The organism is Pseudomonadota bacterium, assembly GCA_034660915.1.
GTDB lineage: Bacteria > Desulfobacterota > Anaeroferrophillalia > Anaeroferrophillales > Anaeroferrophillaceae > DQWO01.
In genome coordinates this window covers 1-17,334 of the sequence record JAYEKE010000040.1, presented here as the reverse complement: position 1 = coordinate 17,334, position 17,334 = coordinate 1, and the positions used below count along the sequence as shown (strand labels likewise).

General features: G+C 51.8%; 16 protein-coding genes. 3 read left to right on the top strand and 13 right to left on the bottom strand.

Going from position 1 to position 17,334, the window contains the following annotated elements:
* Both U9P07_02340 and U9P07_02335 read left to right on the top strand, forming a co-directional pair.
* The coding region (locus tag U9P07_02340; protein ID MEA2108246.1) for a hypothetical protein at positions 1 to 342 on the top strand (342 nt) is incomplete at its 5' end.
* Positions 339 to 1,376, top strand: coding sequence for a virulence RhuM family protein (locus tag U9P07_02335; protein ID MEA2108245.1), 1,038 nt, complete (start codon positions 339 to 341; stop codon positions 1,374 to 1,376). The genes U9P07_02340 and U9P07_02335, both read left to right, overlap by 4 nt.
* A gap of 475 nt (positions 1,377 to 1,851) precedes the next feature.
* Here the strand turns inward: U9P07_02335 and U9P07_02330 are convergent, their stop codons facing one another.
* The 13 genes from U9P07_02330 to U9P07_02270 form a co-directional block, all read right to left on the bottom strand.
* Positions 1,852 to 3,060 (bottom strand): ABC transporter permease, encoded by a 1,209-nt coding sequence (locus tag U9P07_02330; protein MEA2108244.1) that lies wholly within the window; start codon positions 3,058 to 3,060, stop codon positions 1,852 to 1,854.
* Positions 3,060 to 3,776 carry an ABC transporter ATP-binding protein gene (locus U9P07_02325; GenBank protein ID MEA2108243.1) on the bottom strand — a complete coding sequence of 239 codons (717 nt, stop codon included), beginning with the start codon at positions 3,774 to 3,776 and terminating at the stop codon, positions 3,060 to 3,062. Before U9P07_02325 ends, U9P07_02330 begins: the two co-directional genes overlap by 1 nt.
* The gene (locus U9P07_02320) at positions 3,773 to 5,068 is read right to left on the bottom strand and encodes an efflux RND transporter periplasmic adaptor subunit (protein ID MEA2108242.1); all 1,296 of its coding nucleotides are present in this window, start codon (positions 5,066 to 5,068) and stop codon (positions 3,773 to 3,775) included. The genes U9P07_02325 and U9P07_02320 overlap by 4 nt, the downstream gene beginning before the upstream one ends.
* 24 nt (positions 5,069 to 5,092) lie before the next feature.
* Entirely contained in the window at positions 5,093 to 6,382 is a 1,290-nt protein-coding gene (locus tag U9P07_02315) for an MFS transporter (GenBank protein MEA2108241.1), read from the bottom strand.
* Positions 6,383 to 6,740: 358 nt separating this feature from the next.
* The gene (locus tag U9P07_02310) at positions 6,741 to 7,409 is read right to left on the bottom strand and encodes an acetate--CoA ligase family protein (GenBank protein MEA2108240.1); all 669 of its coding nucleotides are present in this window, start codon (positions 7,407 to 7,409) and stop codon (positions 6,741 to 6,743) included.
* Positions 7,393 to 7,761 (bottom strand): CoA-binding protein, encoded by a 369-nt coding sequence (locus U9P07_02305; GenBank protein ID MEA2108239.1) that lies wholly within the window; start codon positions 7,759 to 7,761, stop codon positions 7,393 to 7,395. Before U9P07_02305 ends, U9P07_02310 begins: the two co-directional genes overlap by 17 nt.
* Positions 7,743 to 9,185, bottom strand: coding sequence for a CoA-binding protein (locus tag U9P07_02300; GenBank protein MEA2108238.1), 1,443 nt, complete (start codon positions 9,183 to 9,185; stop codon positions 7,743 to 7,745). Before U9P07_02300 ends, U9P07_02305 begins: the two co-directional genes overlap by 19 nt.
* A 76-nt stretch (positions 9,186 to 9,261) precedes the next feature.
* Complete coding sequence (locus U9P07_02295; protein ID MEA2108237.1) at positions 9,262 to 10,035, bottom strand: alpha/beta hydrolase; 774 nt, start codon at positions 10,033 to 10,035, stop codon at positions 9,262 to 9,264.
* Between the two features lie 63 nt (positions 10,036 to 10,098).
* A complete protein-coding gene (locus U9P07_02290) occupies positions 10,099 to 10,506 on the bottom strand; it encodes a PaaI family thioesterase (protein MEA2108236.1) in 408 nt (135 codons plus the stop codon).
* A 225-nt stretch (positions 10,507 to 10,731) separates the two neighbouring features.
* Complete coding sequence (locus U9P07_02285; GenBank protein ID MEA2108235.1) at positions 10,732 to 11,097, bottom strand: hypothetical protein; 366 nt, start codon at positions 11,095 to 11,097, stop codon at positions 10,732 to 10,734.
* Positions 11,094 to 12,617, bottom strand: a complete 1,524-nt coding sequence (locus U9P07_02280) for a TolC family protein (protein ID MEA2108234.1) — start codon at positions 12,615 to 12,617, stop codon at positions 11,094 to 11,096. The genes U9P07_02285 and U9P07_02280 overlap by 4 nt, the downstream gene beginning before the upstream one ends.
* Positions 12,618 to 12,688: 71 nt before the next feature.
* Positions 12,689 to 15,817 (bottom strand): multidrug efflux RND transporter permease subunit, encoded by a 3,129-nt coding sequence (locus U9P07_02275; GenBank protein MEA2108233.1) that lies wholly within the window; start codon positions 15,815 to 15,817, stop codon positions 12,689 to 12,691.
* A gap of 3 nt (positions 15,818 to 15,820) precedes the next feature.
* On the bottom strand, positions 15,821 to 17,065 hold the full coding sequence (locus tag U9P07_02270) for an efflux RND transporter periplasmic adaptor subunit (protein ID MEA2108232.1): 1,245 nt from the start codon (positions 17,063 to 17,065) through the stop codon (positions 15,821 to 15,823).
* A 136-nt stretch (positions 17,066 to 17,201) separates the two neighbouring features.
* On the opposite strand from U9P07_02270, the gene U9P07_02265 reads away from it, so the two are divergent.
* The coding region (locus U9P07_02265) for a TetR family transcriptional regulator (GenBank protein ID MEA2108231.1) at positions 17,202 to 17,334 on the top strand (133 nt) is incomplete at its 3' end.

The following is a 17,334-nucleotide window of genomic DNA, read 5'->3' as shown; positions in this document are numbered from 1 at the left end:
ACCCTGAACAAGGTAGCCGGGTTTAACTTCCACAACCGCAGCCAATACGATTTTGCCAAGCTCATTGCCGACCCGGACAATATCGCCGCCAACTTGCGCAACTTCATTAATGGCTTTTCCGCCGGGGTCCCGGAAATCCTGGAGCATTTCACCCCCCGCGAAGTCAAACCCCATGTCCCGGATGCCTGGATTGATGAGATCAAGATCAAGACCGGCTACGAGATCAGTTTCACCAAGTATTTCTATGAGTTCAATCCCCTGCGGCCACTTGCTGAGATCAAGGCGGACATCCTGAAGCTGGAAGAGGAAACCGTCGAGCTGGAAAAGAAGGTGTTGGCATGAGCGACGAAAAAGCCCTGCAAGCAACTTCGCAAATGCTGATCTACCAGTCCGAGGACGGCCAGACTAGGATCGAGGTCCAGCTTCAGGATGGAACCGTCTGGCTCGCCCAGAAAGACATGGCCGAACTGTTCCAGACCACAGTGCCGAATATAAACCTCCACCTGAAAAATATCTTTGAGGAAGGCGAATTGGACCCTCTGGCAACTATTAAGGATTTCTTAACAGTTCAAAACGAAGGGGGGCGGCAGGTCAAACGAGCAAAGAAATTCTACAGCCTGGATGCTATCATCTCGGTGGGCTACCGGATCAAGTCCCATGTCGCCACCCGTTTCCGGCAATGGGCCACCCGCCATATCAAGGAGTTTATCATCAAGGGTTTTGTCCTGGATGATGAACGGTTGAAAAACCCGGACCAGCCTTTTGACTATTTTGATGAGCTGCTCCGCCGCATCCAGGATATCCGCACTTCGGAGAAGCGGTTCTACCGGAAAATTACCGATATATACGCTACCAGCATTGACTATGACCCGACCCTGGACATCAGCATCAACTTTTTCAAGACCGTCCAGAACAAGATGCATTGGGCCATAACCGGCCAGACCGCCGCCGAGATCATCCACCAGCGGGCCGATCACACCAGGCCCAACATGGGCCTGACATCCTTTTGCGGCTCCAAGGTCCGCAAACAGGACGTGGTGGTGGCCAAGAACTACCTAAACGAGGACGAACTCCTGGCTCTGAACAATCTGGTGGAACAGTACCTGGTCTTTGCCGAGGGACAGGCCATGCGCCACATTTCCATGCATATGGCCGACTGGATCACCAAGCTGGACGGTTTCCTGACCCTGAATGACCGCAACATCCTGGAACATGCCGGCAAGATCTCCCACCAGATGGCCAGGGGACTGGCGGAAAGTGAGTATGACCGCTTTTACCGGAACCGCTTGCAGCTTGAAGCCCGGCTGGCCGACGAGGAAGATTTTGACCAACTGGTCCGGCAACTTGAGGACAAGTCCAAGGAGCGCAAGCCATGAATCCGTATCCGAAATACAAAGATTCCGGGGTGGATATGCCTTTAAGAACTGTTCTTGAGCAAGCTGATTGACCGCATGGACCAGAACCAGGACATCTTTGAAAAGGTACTGGAAGACAAGGCCTTCGGTTCATTGGTCCGGGAATTAATGATGAAGAAGGTCTATAGCAGATTGAATGAGAGTACGTAGCGAGATGCGGTGTAAGTCCTGTGTAGTCATGCTTAGGGTTCTCTCAAAAATAAGTTCGCAGAATTGGCGCTCAGATTTGGGTTTGATTTGTGCGATCCGATTGAGCAAAGCCGCAGGAATAGTGAGCTATTTTGAGGACTTTGTGATTGAGGATCGTGCAAAGACAGCCTGAAGATGAGATGCCAAAATGTGAAGTTATTTTTGAGAGGGCCCTTAGAAAGTGGGGGGAATGTTATCTACTGCTGGCAGAGATGGAAAATCTGGGATAATAATTGAATTATGAACCTTATTCGTGTCTCAGGGCTTCAATGGGATCAAGGCGGGCGGCATTGCGGGCTGGGAAAAAGCCAAAGAAGACGCCGATGGCGGCGGAAAAGCCGAAGGACAGAATGATGATTCCCGGATTGATGACCAGGGGTACCAGCAGTATTTTGGCAAGAATGGCCGAAGCCGTCAGGGCCAGGAGGATGCCGGTGATGCCACCAAGTGACGACAGCATGACTGCCTCAACCAGAAACTGCAGCAGTACTTCACGGGCCAGGGCGCCGATAGCCAATCGGGTGCCGATTTCCCTGGTACGTTCAGTGACCGATACCAGCATGATATTCATGATGCCGATGCCGCCGACCAGCAGACTCACCGCCGCAATGGCACCCAGCAGGGAGGTGAGGACAGACGTGGTTCCGGAAAGTACCTGGGAGATTTCCCGCATATCCCTGATATAGAAGTCATTATCTTCGCCCTCCCGCATACGGCGTCGCTCCCGCATCAGTCGGGCAATATCATTTTTGACCCGATCAATGGAGAATCCATCAAGTACCGAGATATAAACCCGGGTCACATCGGTATTGCCGGCAATTCGCCGTTGGAAGGTGCGGATAGGGATAAGGATGAAATCATCCCGGTCAGTGCCGAATGATGATTCCCCTTTTGAAGCCAGAACCCCGATAACTTTAAAAACCAGCTTTTTGAGCCTGATGGTACTGCCCAGCGGATTTTCAGCGCCAAAAAGCTCTCTTGCTACCGTGCTGCCCAGCAGGCAGACTGATTCCCCGGCCCTGGTTTCCCCCGGGCTGAACCGCCTTCCCCGGTTGACCGGCCAGTCACGGGTGGCGATGAAACCATTGGTGCTGCCGGTAATGGTTGAAGACCAGTTGCGGTTGCCGTAAATGGCCTGGGTGGGGATCATCGCCATGGGGGCTACAGCTTCCACCCCGGAAATTTCTCTTATAATGGCCTCGGCATCCGCCAGCTTGAACAGCTTTGCCGATTCCCTGATGCCGCCGTGGCCGTAGTCCTGGCCGGCCCGCAGCTGCAGAAGATTGGTTCCCAGGCTGGCAATTTGAGCTTTTACCTTGGCGGTGGCGCCGTTGCCCAGGGTTACCATGGTAATGACCGCGGCTACGCCGATGATAATTCCCAGCGAGGTCAAAAACGACCGCATGAGATTGCGGCGGATTTCCCGCAAGGCCAGTACCAGGGCATTCCACAGCATTATGCTTTTTCCTTTCCGGGTGTGTCTTTCACCAGTCCGTCCTTAAAATGAATCTTCCGGGTTGCATAGGTTGCCATTTCAGGTTCATGGGTAACCATAACTATGGTTAAACTGCGTTCCCGGTTAAGGCCTGAGAGCAATTCCATGATTTCAAGGCTGCGTTCAGTATCCAGGTTGCCGGTGGGCTCATCGGCCAGCAGGATATCGGGGTTGCTGACAATGGCCCGGGCAATGGCCACACGCTGCTGCTGGCCGCCGGAGAGTTCCCCCGGGGTATGGGCCTGCCAGTCCTGCAGTCCCACAGCTTCCAATGCTTCCAGGGCGGTTTGGCGTCTCCTGGCTGCCGGAATCTTGCGATAGACCAGCGGTAGTTCGACATTTTCCAGGGCGCTTGTCCGGTTCAGAAGATTATATCCCTGAAAAACAAAGCCCAGGTAATAACGGCGCAGCAGAGCCCGCTGGTTGCGGGTCAGGTCTTCGACGGCAATCCCCTGGAAGAGATAAGTTCCCGAAGTTGGGATATCGAGACAGCCGAGGATGTTGAGGCAGGTGGATTTTCCCGAGCCGCTGGCCCCCATAACCGCAACAAACTCACCGGCGGAAATTGTCAGAGTGATCCCCTTCAGGGCCTGCATTGATGCCTGACCGCTGCCGTAGATCCTGGTAACGTCTTTCATCACGATAAGCGGCTGGCTGAGATCATCTGATTTGTTCATTTCTCTTTGGCTACGATATCGGTAAGCAGCTCCATCCCGGGGACGATATCTCCGGCCAGAACTTCAGTCATCTGTCCATCAGTTACACCAGTGGTAATGATGAGGGGGACGGGTTTCCCCTGGCGCAGGGTCCAGATCCGCCGTTGATTTTTCGTCATCTTATTCCCTTCTTTTTCAGCTGCTGCCGGCCTTTTGCGCTGGGGAAGAAGGGCCCCCAACATGCCGCGATTTTTCTTTTTTATCCTTGGCTGGTTATTTCGCGGTGGAGAAAAGCGCAAAGCCGTATTGGGGATGAGCAGGATGTTTCTCAGCTTTTGCACCACGATATCCGCGGTGGCTGTCATTCCGGGCATGAGAATGAGTTTGGGGTTGTCAACTTTGAGCACCGTTTCATAGGTGACTACTCCCTCGACAGTCTTCGGGGAAAAACGTAGCTCCGCCACCCGGGCCGGAAAAGTTTGCTCTGGGTAGGCGTCAACGCTAAATTCTGCTTCCTGTCCCTCTTTTACCTGCCCCACATCAGCTTCATCGACCGCTACATGCAGTTCCATGTGACTCAGATCTTCGGCAATGGTGAAGAGTACCGGGGTCTGCAGGGAGGCGGCTACGGTCTGCCCGGGTTCCACCCGGCGGTTGAGGATGATACCGCTGATGGGTGAGGTAATGATGGCTTTGGAAAGATTTGTCTGGTTGAATTCCAGCTCTGCCTGGGTTTTGGAAACCTCTGCCAGGGTGCTGGCCTCATCGGCCTTTGCCCTGTCCAGGGCTGCTTCGGCCGCATCCATCTCAACCTGTGAAGGAATCCTGCCACCGCTGGCTTCCCTGGCCTGCTGCAGTTGACCAAGTTTTATGCCGGTCTGCCTGATATCCACCCTGGTTCTTAAAACCCGGGCCCGGGCTGCTGTCAGGGCTGCCTTGGCCTGCAGTACTTGGGCCTGCAGCTTGGAGGTGTCAAGCCGGGTCAGGACCTGCCCCTCCTTCACCTGGTCGTTAAAGTCCACTTCTACCGTTTCTATGGTTCCAGAGACCTCAACCCCCACATCAACCTGGTTGGTAGGCTCAAGGGTGCCGGTGGCAGTTACGGTGATCGTCAGGTTGCCTTTTGCCGCTTTTTGGCTCCGGTAACTGACCGGGGTACGGCTGCCGCGGGTTGCAAGGAAATTGGTTCCAATCAATGTCAGCAGCAGAGCAACAAGAATGACAGTTACGATTTTCAGCCGTTTATTTCGTTTGGCCTGCTGGTTCAATCCCAGTCGATGTTGTATATTGGTTTGTTTTTCTTGCTGGTTCATCCTGATTATCCATATAAGGCCGTCTTAAGTCATCTGACGGCAATAGGTCTCTTTGGTGAAGAGAATCAGCACGGCGCTTAATACCGCCCAGGCCAGCATTAATGAAAAACCAAACCGGTAGGCACCGAAACTGTAAATCTTAATTCCGTTTAACAGCTCTCCATGCCATTGTAAATCCAGAATCAAGCCGATTGCCGGCTGTAAAATCATTGGGCCGGCCATTACCCCCATATTGAGAATTCCGGAAGCCGTACCACCAAGATCAGCAGGGACCGATTCTTTGATGAAGGCAAAACCGATAATCATGCCGCCGGAGGCCAGACCGGCAAATAATATAAGGCCGGTCAACAATGGCAGCGGCAAAGATGGGACAAAAATAATTATGGACCAGACTATTACCAGGGTTATATTGCAAACCACATATAAGGGTTTGCGCAATCCTATGCGGTCAGACAGCCCGCCGCACAGGGGGCCTCCAATCGCCCAGGCTACCAGCATGGCCGAATTAAGCGCTGCCGCCTTGGCTGGTAGAAGTCCGTAATGGGTAGTGAGGAAGGGAACTCCCCAGAGGCCGGAAAAAGACAGAATACAGCCGACAACCCCGCCGGGAATCAAGCATAAAAGCCAGGTGTTGCGATAGCGGAAAATCTTTTTGATGCCGGCAATAATTGAATATTGACTGGTTGTTCCAGCCGTGGTCGGGCTGTAGCTTTGGTAGCCTTTTTCTCCTGGGTCATCTCGGACAAACCACCAGATGGCTATTGCTGCTACCAGGGTGACGAGGGCTGAAACTGTCATTACCGGCCGCCAGCCAACCACATTAACCAGCAAGCGCAAGGGTACACCGGCAAAAACCGCGCCGATAATGCCGCAGAAAAGGGCCATGCCGGAGGCCAGGGCAAACTGGCGCGGTGCAAACCAGTGGCTGGCCAGCTTCAGCAAGCCGACGAAAGCCACGGCTACCGAACCACCGATCAGTAATCGCCCCAGGCTGGCCCAGGCCATGGACGGGGCCAGGCCAAAAATCAGTCCGCCGATGCCGGCTACCAAAGCACCCATGCTGAGTAGTCGACGCGGGCCTAAGCGATCGGCAAGAATGCCGGTGGGGGTCTGCATGGCGACATAGCTGTAGAAATAAAAGGCTGAAAGATTTCCCAGCCCGGCGGCACTGATGGCAAAGTCTTTCATCAATTCACCGGTCATCACTGCGGGCGCCACCCGCTGGTAGAATCCGATCAAATACAATGCCGCTCCCAGTCCCCACATGCTCCAGGCCAGCCGTGCCGGCGGATAGTTATTCTGTTTATTGGTCAAGTGATTTTCCTTTCCGGTACAAGGTACTTTTGTACCTTGACATATTTCCAGCAGTTATTCTTGATCCTTATCCAGTCCTGAATTGAGCGATTAGCTTTTAGCCGTTAGCTATTAGCTCAACTTTCTGACTTGCGTTGCCGGGGACATAATTACCGGATGTTCGGGCTTGGCTCATAGCGGTATTGGCCGCCGAACGAATCACACGATGTGATTCCGGCGGACAATCGGGGACATTGCTTTAGCGGTGTCCTCACAAGCCGGCCATGGACGGCCGGCGAGAATGAGCGAGAGCCATGCCGGAACATCCTTGTAAATTTCTTTCCGCTAAATGCTAAGAGCTAACCGCTAACAGCTCGACTTAGGCCAGTATTACCAGGGCATCAACCACCACCGGGCTGGCCCCGGAGATGATTATCGGATTGATGTCAATCTCTTTTATCTGCTGATGTTCCAGGCCTATGCGGCCAAGATTGATCAGAATATCGGTCAATGTGTCCACTTCCACGGCTTCCAGTCCCCGGACAGCGGCTAAAATTCTATGTCCTCTGATTTCCTGCATCATCTCCAGGGCATCGAACTTCTCAAGGGGAGCGACGCGAAAAGAGATGTCTTTTAATATTTCAGTGAATATGCCTCCGAGTCCGAACATGACACAGGGACCGAACTGTGCATCGCGGGTCAAGCCCGCCATTAGTTCCCGTTTTCCCTGAACCATTTCCTGAACCAGAACAGATGCTTTTCCTGGTTTCATGCTCGCGGAGATATCTTTAAAAGCGGCCAATGCTTCATGGTCATTTCTGATGTCTACGTGGATAAGGTCCTTTTCAGTCTTGTGGGCTATTTCCGCTGAACAGCCTTTTAACACCAGAGGATAGCCGATAGTTGCAGCGACTGCAAGCAGGTTTTCCTCTTTTTCCACCAGTGCTTCCCGGGTTACCGGGATCTGGTAGGCAGCCAGCAGCTGCTTGGCTTCAAATTCAGAGAGTGAAGTATGTCCCTTTTTTATGGCTTCATTGATTATGTTCATCCGTTTCTACCTCGCTGGATTCACGTCTGTTTTTGTCCTTTATTTTTTCCTGAAGAGCCGGGGAAAAGAGGGGCACATCAAGACCGCAGTGATCGGCTTCATCGGCAATGGAGCTGCCGGGGATGACGATGACGGCAAGGTCGACGGGTTTGCCTATTGATGAGATATTGGGATAGGCCTGGAGGCCCAGGACCGTTTTTTCTTTTCGGTGAACAGGATAAATCTTCCCCCGATAACCACCGCTAATGAGCGTTATAAGCTGAGCTGTGCCCATTGTCTGAAGCGAATTGGAACCGCCCAGATAGGCAATGGATTTTGGGTTCATGATGGTTTTTAATGGGTTTTTCTGCATCTGTTTATCCTTGAGATGTCGCTTGTTGGTTGCAACTGTAGAGATCGATATTGTACCAGGTTTGCCAGTGTCTTGGCGGCCTGTTCCGGGGTGGGGTAATTGACCAGGGAGCCGGATTCCTCCAGGTGACGGATGTCTGCATCCCACACACCGGGAGGTGCGAGGATACAACTGATGATCGGCTTGACCGGCCTGGATTCGGTCAGAAATACGGATAATTCCTGCAGGAGATTGGCATTGGCCGAGGCAAACATGATGAGCAGCAGGATGGCGTCTACGTGATGGTCGTTCATTGCCGCCCGGATAATGCCACTTTGTGCCGATGCATCATACCATGCCGGGCCCATGTCTACCGGGTTGATTCTTAAAGCCAGCGGTGGAAGATAGGTGTTGATGTTTTCCTGGGTAGGTGGTTCAAAGTTGACAATCTTTAAGCTGTTGGCTTCACAGATGTCGCAGGCTGCCAGTGCCGGTCCTGCCTGGCCTGATAAAACCGCCACTCCATTGCCGGTGGGGATTTTGGCAAGGGCAAGAGCTTTGCCCGTATCCAGCAGAGACTGGGCGCTGTTCAGGGCCAAAATGCCGGCCTGGTTGAATGCTCCCCGATAGATTTCAGGCTTTCCGGCCATGGAACCGGTATGGGATTTGGCTGCCTGATTGCTCTTTTCCGCGCTTCCGGTTTTATAAATGATGACCGGCTTTTTATGATTGTGCTTTTTGACCGCGTCTATAAATCGCTTCGGATTATCGATTCCTTCCATATAGAGCATAATGACACGGGTATCGGCATCGTCCATGAGGTAATCAATTATTTCAGCAAAATCCACATTGAGCCGGTTTCCCAAGCCAATGATCTTGCTGAGCTCGACATCCGCCCGCATGGCCAGAAAGCCGAGGAGGTGGGCTATACCACCACTCTGGCTGGCCAGTGCGAGGTTTCCTTTTTTAAGCCGGAAAAATTCCGGGGTGAATGAAGCATTCAGCCGGGCGTGAAAGTTAATCATGCCGAAGGTGTTGGGGCCGATGACCGGGATATCGGCGGCGTTGGCAATGGCGGCGATTTTTCCATGAAGGTTTGTGCCCGCTGGATCATCGATTTCCTTGAAACCTGCGGTAATCAGGACGATGCCTTTTACGGCTTTTTTTGCACATTCGCTAAAAATACCAGGCACCAGCTTGGCCGGCAAAACCACGATAGCCAGATCGATTGTGCCATCGTAATCAATAATGGAAGGGTAGGTATTTCGGCTCATAATTTCCCGGGCGCCCGGATTGATAGGAATGATCCGGCCTGCAAATCCTCCTTGGGTCAGGCTTTTCATGACATGAAATCCGAGCTTGGCGGGATTATCCGAAGCGCCGATGATCGCGACGGAAGAGGGATTGAAAAGAACGTCTAGATTTTTCCACATGTTATTATTCATGTCTGGTTTTCCCCCTATGGAATGAATTGTCAATAGAGTTGGTTTTCAAGGGATTTTGAAAGTTGTTATGAATCTATCAATAGTGATGCCTTTTGAGAAAATCAAGCACATGGCGGACATATGCTTTCGGTTGATGCTCATAGGTGTTATGGCCGCATTTCGGGAGTACCGCCAGCTCGCCAGCGGCAAGATGGCGATAAAAGTCCACCCCCTGTTCCACTTCGAAGAGAAAGCTCCGATCAGGATAGAGCACCAGGGACGGACAGATTACGTTTGGTAATGTCGGACGCAGGTCAAAGATATCTTTGCCATAGGCGCCGCCGTACTTTCTGAATTGATTGTAAAATGGTTCGGCGTGATCTTTGCCATGCCAGCTGATCAATTTTTCCCGCAAGGCAGGTTCTAATTCATTGAAAGAGTGGGGGAATTTATCGGCATTGAAAACAGACATTGGTACCTTGCTGTAGCACAGGGTACTTGAGGTGACAACAGTTTTTACCCGGTCCGGAAATTGAACCGTATAGTCTATCGCTATAACTCCTCCTTCGCACTGGCCGATGAGATGAAAAGAAGTGATGGAGAGAAAATTCATGAGGTGATCCAATTCCGCGATGCTTTCGGAACGGAAGGTATCGCTCACATACAATTTCTTGAAATCATCTCCTCCATCTGATTTCCCATAGCCACGCCGGTCATAAATGATGATCTGGTAACCATTATCCACCAATGGCTGGTAGATATCTTTCCATATTTTTGTGCAGCCAAAACCATGGTGCAGCAGGACAATGGGATCACCATCACCATGTATTTCATAATAAATTTCTCTGCCATATATGTCAGTAAAAGGCATTATTTGTCTTTCCTTTTTTGTTTTTAGATCACTTCCAAATGATTTAATGCTAACTAATTGATTTTATTTCCCTTCATCTATAACTTCTTTTTTTCGATAAACTGTACCTTGGAAGACGGCAATGAGCTCATCTTTTTCATTGGTAATATTTATCTGATAGGTGGCGAGTTTTGAATTTTTTGCTACTTCCATGGCCTCAGCGGTCAATATGCCATCCTTAGCTGATTTTACATATGAAATGTTGGCATTGATCCCCAGGGCAAGAGTGCCGTGAGAGTTTGATGCAACCGCAAAAGCAAAGTCGGCCAGAGAAAAGATAGCACCTCCATGAACCATATTGACCCCGTTAAGATGGTGATCCTTGATTTTTAAGCGAACTTTTGCTTTTCCCTCAGCTGCTTCCATTAATTCAATCCCTATATATTTGGCAAATTGGTCCTTTTTTTGAAAGAATTCTTTTATGTTTTTCATTATAACCTTTTCCCCATTCGATCGTGCTCGATTTTTTATTTGTGTAGATGATTTATCCGATGCCGGTAATGGTCCTCATAGAAAACGCAAAGCCGAAAAATTTGGCTAAGATTAAGGCCGTCCAGTCAATGATGGCATCAGAACCGAAAAGTACTCGATCGGTATGACTTTCGATGAAGTTTTTATACTCAGCAGGATGTTTTTACATGAAAGGCAGTACGGCAACTATGACTTAAACAGCGTCCAATATACCTTGCCGTCTTTTCCTTTGAAGCCACGCAAGAGTTCCATGTGTCTGAGGATGGCAAAATTTCGCTGCAGTTCGCGGGGGGTAATATCCAGCAGTTCGGCCAGGAGATCGGGTAATATTGCTTTCCTGGTTTCAATAACTTTCAGCATCTTTTCTTGGATCGGAAGTAAATGAACCTCGGTTTTTCTACTTTCCTGTTTTGCCGAGTGAACCGCCCAGGGGTCGCAAGGTTTCAGCGGTGAGACGCTATCCATGTAGCAGTCCTCACAAAGTCGTTGACTGCCATATTCAATCAGCTCATCATTATTACATTCCAGCTGGCATTTATCGCATTTCATCATGGTTTTTCTTCACCCCCGGTTTTCAAACCTGTTTTTTGTCCAGCAGCTGCAGTCGGGTCAAAAGCAGTCCAGCCGCCGCCAAGAGCCTTGTAGAGACGAATCAGGTTGGTGGTTACCACCCCGCTGCTTTGGGCCAGTTCATCCTGGAAGGAAAGCAGGGAACGCTGGGCATCAAGGACATCGTTGAAATCCACCAGGCCCGCCTGGTACTGGTCCCTGGCCAGCAGGTCAGCTCGTTTAGCCGCGGCAGTAGCTTTATCGAGTGATTTCCGCCGTTGCTGTTCTTTGGCATAAGCTACCAGAGCATTTTCCACTTCTTCCTGGGCTTGAAGCACGCTAGCTTCATAGTTGATCAGGGCCTGTTCCTGGCGGGCGTTCTGTACCTCGATATTCCGGCGGATGGCGCCGGCATCAAAAATATTCCAGGAGACGCCGGGGCCAAAACTATGGCTGCGGCTGGCCCATTGCCAGAAGTTGCCGGAGGAAATTGATTCCAACCCGATGGTGCCGTTTAAACGAAATTTCGGATAGAGATCCGCGGTAGCTACCCCGATGCGGGCTGTGGCGGCAGCCAGATCACGCTCGGCCCGGCGGACATCCGGCCGGTGACGAAGGGTTTCGGCCGGGATGCCGACAGCTACTGATACCGGGATTGCCGGGATAGATTTTTCCTCAGCCAGTTCCGGATGCACGGCCCCGGGTTTTTTGCCCAGCAGGACTGCCAGCCGATTTTTGGCTGCTTCCAGGCCGGTCTGCAAGCCAGGGATCTGGGAGCGGGAATGTTCAAGATTGTAAAGGGATTGTTCCAGGGCCAGTTCATCAATGAGTCCTGCCTGTCGGAGGGAAAAATTTAATTTATAGGTTTCCTCTTGAACGGCGATATTTCCTTTTGTTGCCGCCAGTCGGGCCTGATAGGTCCGTGCGTCTACGTAGTTCAGTGCCACTTCAGCCAGCAGGCTGACCAAAACGTCGTGCAGATCTTCCTCGCTGCTTTCCATTTCAGCCTGCGCGGCTTCGATGCCCCTTCGGATTCCCCCGAAAATATCCAGTTCCCAACCGGCGTCAAAGCCGGCCGTATACAATTTATTTTCATGTCCCAGACCATTGTTTTCACTGCTGCGATGGTCAGTTATGGAACCGACAGCATCGATGCCGGGGAAAAGTCTCGCTTTGCTGATTCCCCGCAGAGCTCGGGCTTCACGGATTCTGGCCCGGGCATTTTTAAGCTCCAGGTTTCCCTGGACCGCCCGTTTTTCGAGGCTTTCAAGCTGGGGGTCACCCAATATCCTCCACCATTGTGACAGGGCTTCAGGGGTCATTTGAGTGTCGGAAAGCCCGCCTTCCATCGTAGTGTGCCATGCCTTTGGGGCATCGGGCTTGACCCGGGTATAGTCGGGACCCACCGCGAAACAGCCGCTGAGAAATAAGGTAATAATCAGGGCCGGCAGGACGGATCGGTAAAAACTTTTTTTATTGATGGGCAATTTTTGGTGAAAGTGTTCGAAAGCTGGATATTTCATGGTAATTTAATCCTACATCACTGTTGTCCGATAACCTTTTTTAGTTACGGAAACCTGAAAGGTTTGGTAATTTAGCGTCCTCTCTTTTTACCTGTTCTCCAGGCATTTCCTTTTTCCCGGGCCTGCTGAAAGATATAGTAGAGGACCGGGATCATGAAAATACCAAGCGTGGCAGAGGCGAGCATGCCGGAAAAAACCGTGGTGCCTATGGCCCGGCGACTGCCGGCACCGGCACCGGTGGCGATCACCATGGGGGAGACCCCCAGAATAAAGGTAAAGGCGGTCATCAGTACTGGCCGAAAACGGATTTGTGCTCCCTCAATGGCCGCTTTATAAGTGGATAATCCCTGTTCCCGCCTATCTTTGGAAAATTCGACGATGAGGATGGCGTTTTTGGCTGCCAGCCCTACCAGTAGTACCAGTCCGATCTGGGCATAGATACTCAGTGGCAGGTGGGTTATCCATAGGCCGAATAATGCTCCCAATGTCGCTACCGGGATTGAAAAGATGATGGACAGGGGGATATTCCAGCTTTCATATTGTCCCACCAGGAAAAGGTAGCCAAAGAGCAGGGCCAGGACAAAAAGTATTGCTACCTGCCCGCCGGCGGTTCGTTCCTGCAGGGACATGGATGACCAGTCATAACTGAAACCCGGCGGCAATATTCTGGCCGCCAGATGTTCCATGGCCGCCATGGCCTGACCTGATGCAAAGCCGGGTGCGGCTTTGCCGTTAAACCTTGCACTGGCATACTGGTTATAACGTTTGACGCTCTGTGGTCCGAGGATCATGGACAGGGTTGCCAGGCTGGTCATCGGCACCATGTTTCCATCATCACTGCGGATGTAGAGCCGCTTAATGTCAGCAAGGGCGTCGCGATAGGAGGCGTCAGCCTGCACTTTGACCTGATAGGTATGGCCGTGCAGGTTGAAGTCATTTACATAAATTGAACCCAACTGAGCCTGCAAGGTGGAAAATATGCGACTGACCGGTATTTGCAGATATTCTGCCCGGGTGCGGTTGATGTTGACGAATATCTGCGGAGTATTGGCCGTATAGGTGGAAAAGACCCGGGTCAGGGCTGGATCCTGGTTGGCGGCGATCATCAGCGCCATGGTTACCCCGGAAAGTTCCTGGGGACTTTGACCCTCCAGGGCCAGCAGGCGGAAATCAAAGCCGCTGGTACTTCCCAGGCCCCTGATGGGCGGCGGGGCAAAGGCAAAACTGTTGGCCGTGGAGATCCCTGCCAGTTTTCTCTGGACTTGACCAGTGATAGCTTCCAGCTGCAGATTAGGCAGTCGGCGCTGGTCCCAGGGGGTGAGGATAATGACGCCTAAGCCGACATTGTCAGCATCACCACTGAGGATGCTGTAACCACTGACTCCAATAACGTCCTTTATGCCGCCCATCTTTTTGAGCTCTCCCGTGATTTTTTCCATAACCTGGTTGGTTCGTCCCAGGGAGGAAGCTTCCGGGAGTTGCACGTCTATGAAAAAATATCCCTGGTCTTCCTGGGGCAGGAAACTGGTGGGGCGGGTGGAAAAGAGATACCAGGTGCTGCCGATAACAGTGATAAAAAGCAGTAAACTAATTACCAGATGACGAAGCAGAAAAGCGGTGCCGATTATATAAGCATTGCGGAATTTTTCCAGAGCTTGATTAAACCAGAACAGGGGGCCATGGCGAGCAATCCTTGGTTTCCGCAGCAGAACGGCGCACATGGCCGGGCTCAGGGTGAGAGCACAAATGGTTGATATCAGCACTGCGGTGCAGATGGTGACCGAAAACTGTTTGTAAAGTTTGCCGGTAATTCCGGGCATGAATCCAACCGGCACGAAGACGGCCAGCAGGACCAGGGTGGTGGCAATGATTGGACCGGTAACCTGACCCATGGACCGGATGGCAGCCTCTTTTGGTTGGAGGTTTTCGTCCTGTATGAGCCGGCAGACATTTTCCACCACGACGATGGCATCATCGACAACGATGCCGATGGCCATGATCAGGGCAAAAAGGGAAAGGGTGTTGGCATTGTATCCTAAAGCCAGCAGCACCGCGAAGGTGCCGATGAGCGAAACCGGGATGGTAACCGTGGGTACCAGGGTGGCCCGCCAGTCCTGGAGAAAGACATAGTTTACCAGCAGCACCAGCAGGAAAGTGATGCCTAAGGTCCACTCTATTTCATGAATGGCGGCTGAGACATATTTGGTAGTATCAAGTATAATTTGATACTGTATGTCTTCCGGCATCCGTTTTTTCAGGCGCTCAAGTTCATCCCTGACCTGTTCCATGGTATTCAGGGCATTGGCACCAGTAGAGCGATAAACGGCAATGGTTGCTGCCGGACTGCCATTTAAAGTGGACTGGTGGCTGTAGGATTTGGCGGCCAGTTCCACTCTGGCTATATCACGAACCCGCACCAGCCCGCCTTGAATATTGCGGCGGATAACAATATTTTTATAATCTTCAATATCGTTCAGTCGGCCCTTGGCCCGCAGGGTATATTGAACCTGTTGGCCGGCAGTTGTCGGCTCCCTGCCGATTGAGCCAACCGCTGCCTGGATATTCTGCTGGCGGATAGCGTTGATTACATCATCAGCGGTCATCTTCAGAGCGGTCAGCCTTTCCGGATTCATCCAGATGCGGATGCTGTATTCTTTTTCGCCAAAGATATAGACGTCGCTGACCCCCCGCAGGCGAACCAGGGCATCCTTGACGTTGTCACTGACATAGTTGCTCAAAAAAAGCATATCACGGCTTTTGCCGGGGGAATAAAAACTGATAGCCGCCATCATATCGCTGGAACGCCGACGCACATTTATTCCCTGGTTTACTACTTCCCGGGGCAGCTTGGGAATAGCCAGTTGGACCCGATTCTGCAGGTTTACCTGGTCAATGTCAGGGTTGGTCCCCACCGCGAAAGTAACCCTGAGGGAGTAGACACCGGAATTGGAACAGCTTGATGACATGTAGAGCATATCTTCAACGCCGTTTACCTCCTTTTCAATCGGAGCGGCTACCGTATCGGCCAGCACCTGGGCACTGGCCCCGGGATAGACGGCACTGACCCTGATCTCCGGCGGGGTGATCTGCGGATACTGGGCTACCGGGATATTGAACAGGGCTATCAACCCGGCGATAGTAATGACAATTGAAACTACTGCTGCCAAACGGGGCCGGTTGATGAAAATCCGTGAGAACATCTCTTATTGCTCCTTGGTTCCGGCCGCTGGTTTGTCGGTGTCGATCCGCACGATCTGACCCGGTTTGACTTTCTGGATTCCCTGGATGATAACTTTCTCACCCGTCTTCAGCCCGGATAAAACCGACCATTTGGTAGCAGTTGCCCTGCCGGTGGTGATCAAACGTTTTGAGACTTTGTTTTGGTTGTCCACCACCAATACCGAGTGACCCTGCTGGTCAATGATAACCGCGGCCTGGGGAACAACAGGCAGAATATTCGGCTGTTTCCTGCTGATCAGGGCGGTTACATACTGACCCGGCAACAGCAGCTCTTCATGATTGTTAAACCGGGCCCAGACCGAGATAGTACCGGTGTTGATATCCACCTGGTTGTCAACAAAATCAACCCGGCCGTTTTCCTGGTAAGTCTCTCCATTTCCCAGCCGGATGTGTGGCTGCAGCAGGGGATTCCCATTGTTTTTTTTTGCGTCATGCAGGGCTGTCTGGATTGCCGGCAGATCGTTTTCACTGACGGGATAGACGACCCGGATGGGATCAAGCTGAACGATGCGGGCCAGGGGACCGGAGGAAAGATTTACCAGGTTTCCTTTGGTGTAGGCAGTGCGGCCGATGCGCCCGCTGATCGGCGCCTTGATGAGAGTATAATCCAGGTCGAGTTCAGCCCTGACCAGGTTGGCTTTTGTTTCCTCCAGTTCTGCTTTTGCCTGCAACTCTTCGGCGATGGCATTATCCATGTCGGTGGCCCGTATACTTTCAGGCCGGGCAGCCCGCAGGCGCTGAAGCTGCTGGCTGTTTTTTTGCAGGATGGCCTCGGCCCGGGCAACCTGTGCCCTGCAGACATTGACTTTGGCCTTGTAGTGTGCCGGCTCAATAATATACAGCCCATCACCGGCCGTGACTCTGTCTCCTTCCTTGAATTTTACCTGTTCGATGAATCCTTCCACCCGGGCGCGAAGGTCAACCTGCTGGATTGCTTCCACATGCCCTACGTATTCCGTCGGTGGATTGACGTTTTCCTCGCTGATAACCGCAACCTTAACCAGGGGCGGTGGCCCGGCTTTGCGGCCGGAAGGGTCGGCAAACAGGGGCGAGGCAAAAAAAGTAAGGAAAAGTATCAGAGTAAGGGACAGGAAGTAATGACCCCTGGTGCCGGCGGTATGGTTTGCCCGCCATCGTTGAAATAATTGTCCAAAAGGAATAGGGAATATTTCAATTTGGCGAAAACTGGAACTGGTTATCCTGATCATAGTCTTAGCGCTCCAAGAGTTTGATGAAAAATATTTGACAATTTCAAGGAAATAACTTAAACATCCATTTAAGATAGAGATATTAGATAGATAACTTAGATAATTATGTCAAGGAAAAAGAGAGGGATCCGAGGCGATGGTGCAGAGGAAAGATGGCATAGAAAAACGCCGGCGAATTTTAACCGCGGCCTGCCGGGTTTTCGCGGAAAAGGGCTACCATGCCGCCAGTGTGGCGGATATCTGCCGGCGGGCCGGGGCCAATGTGGCGG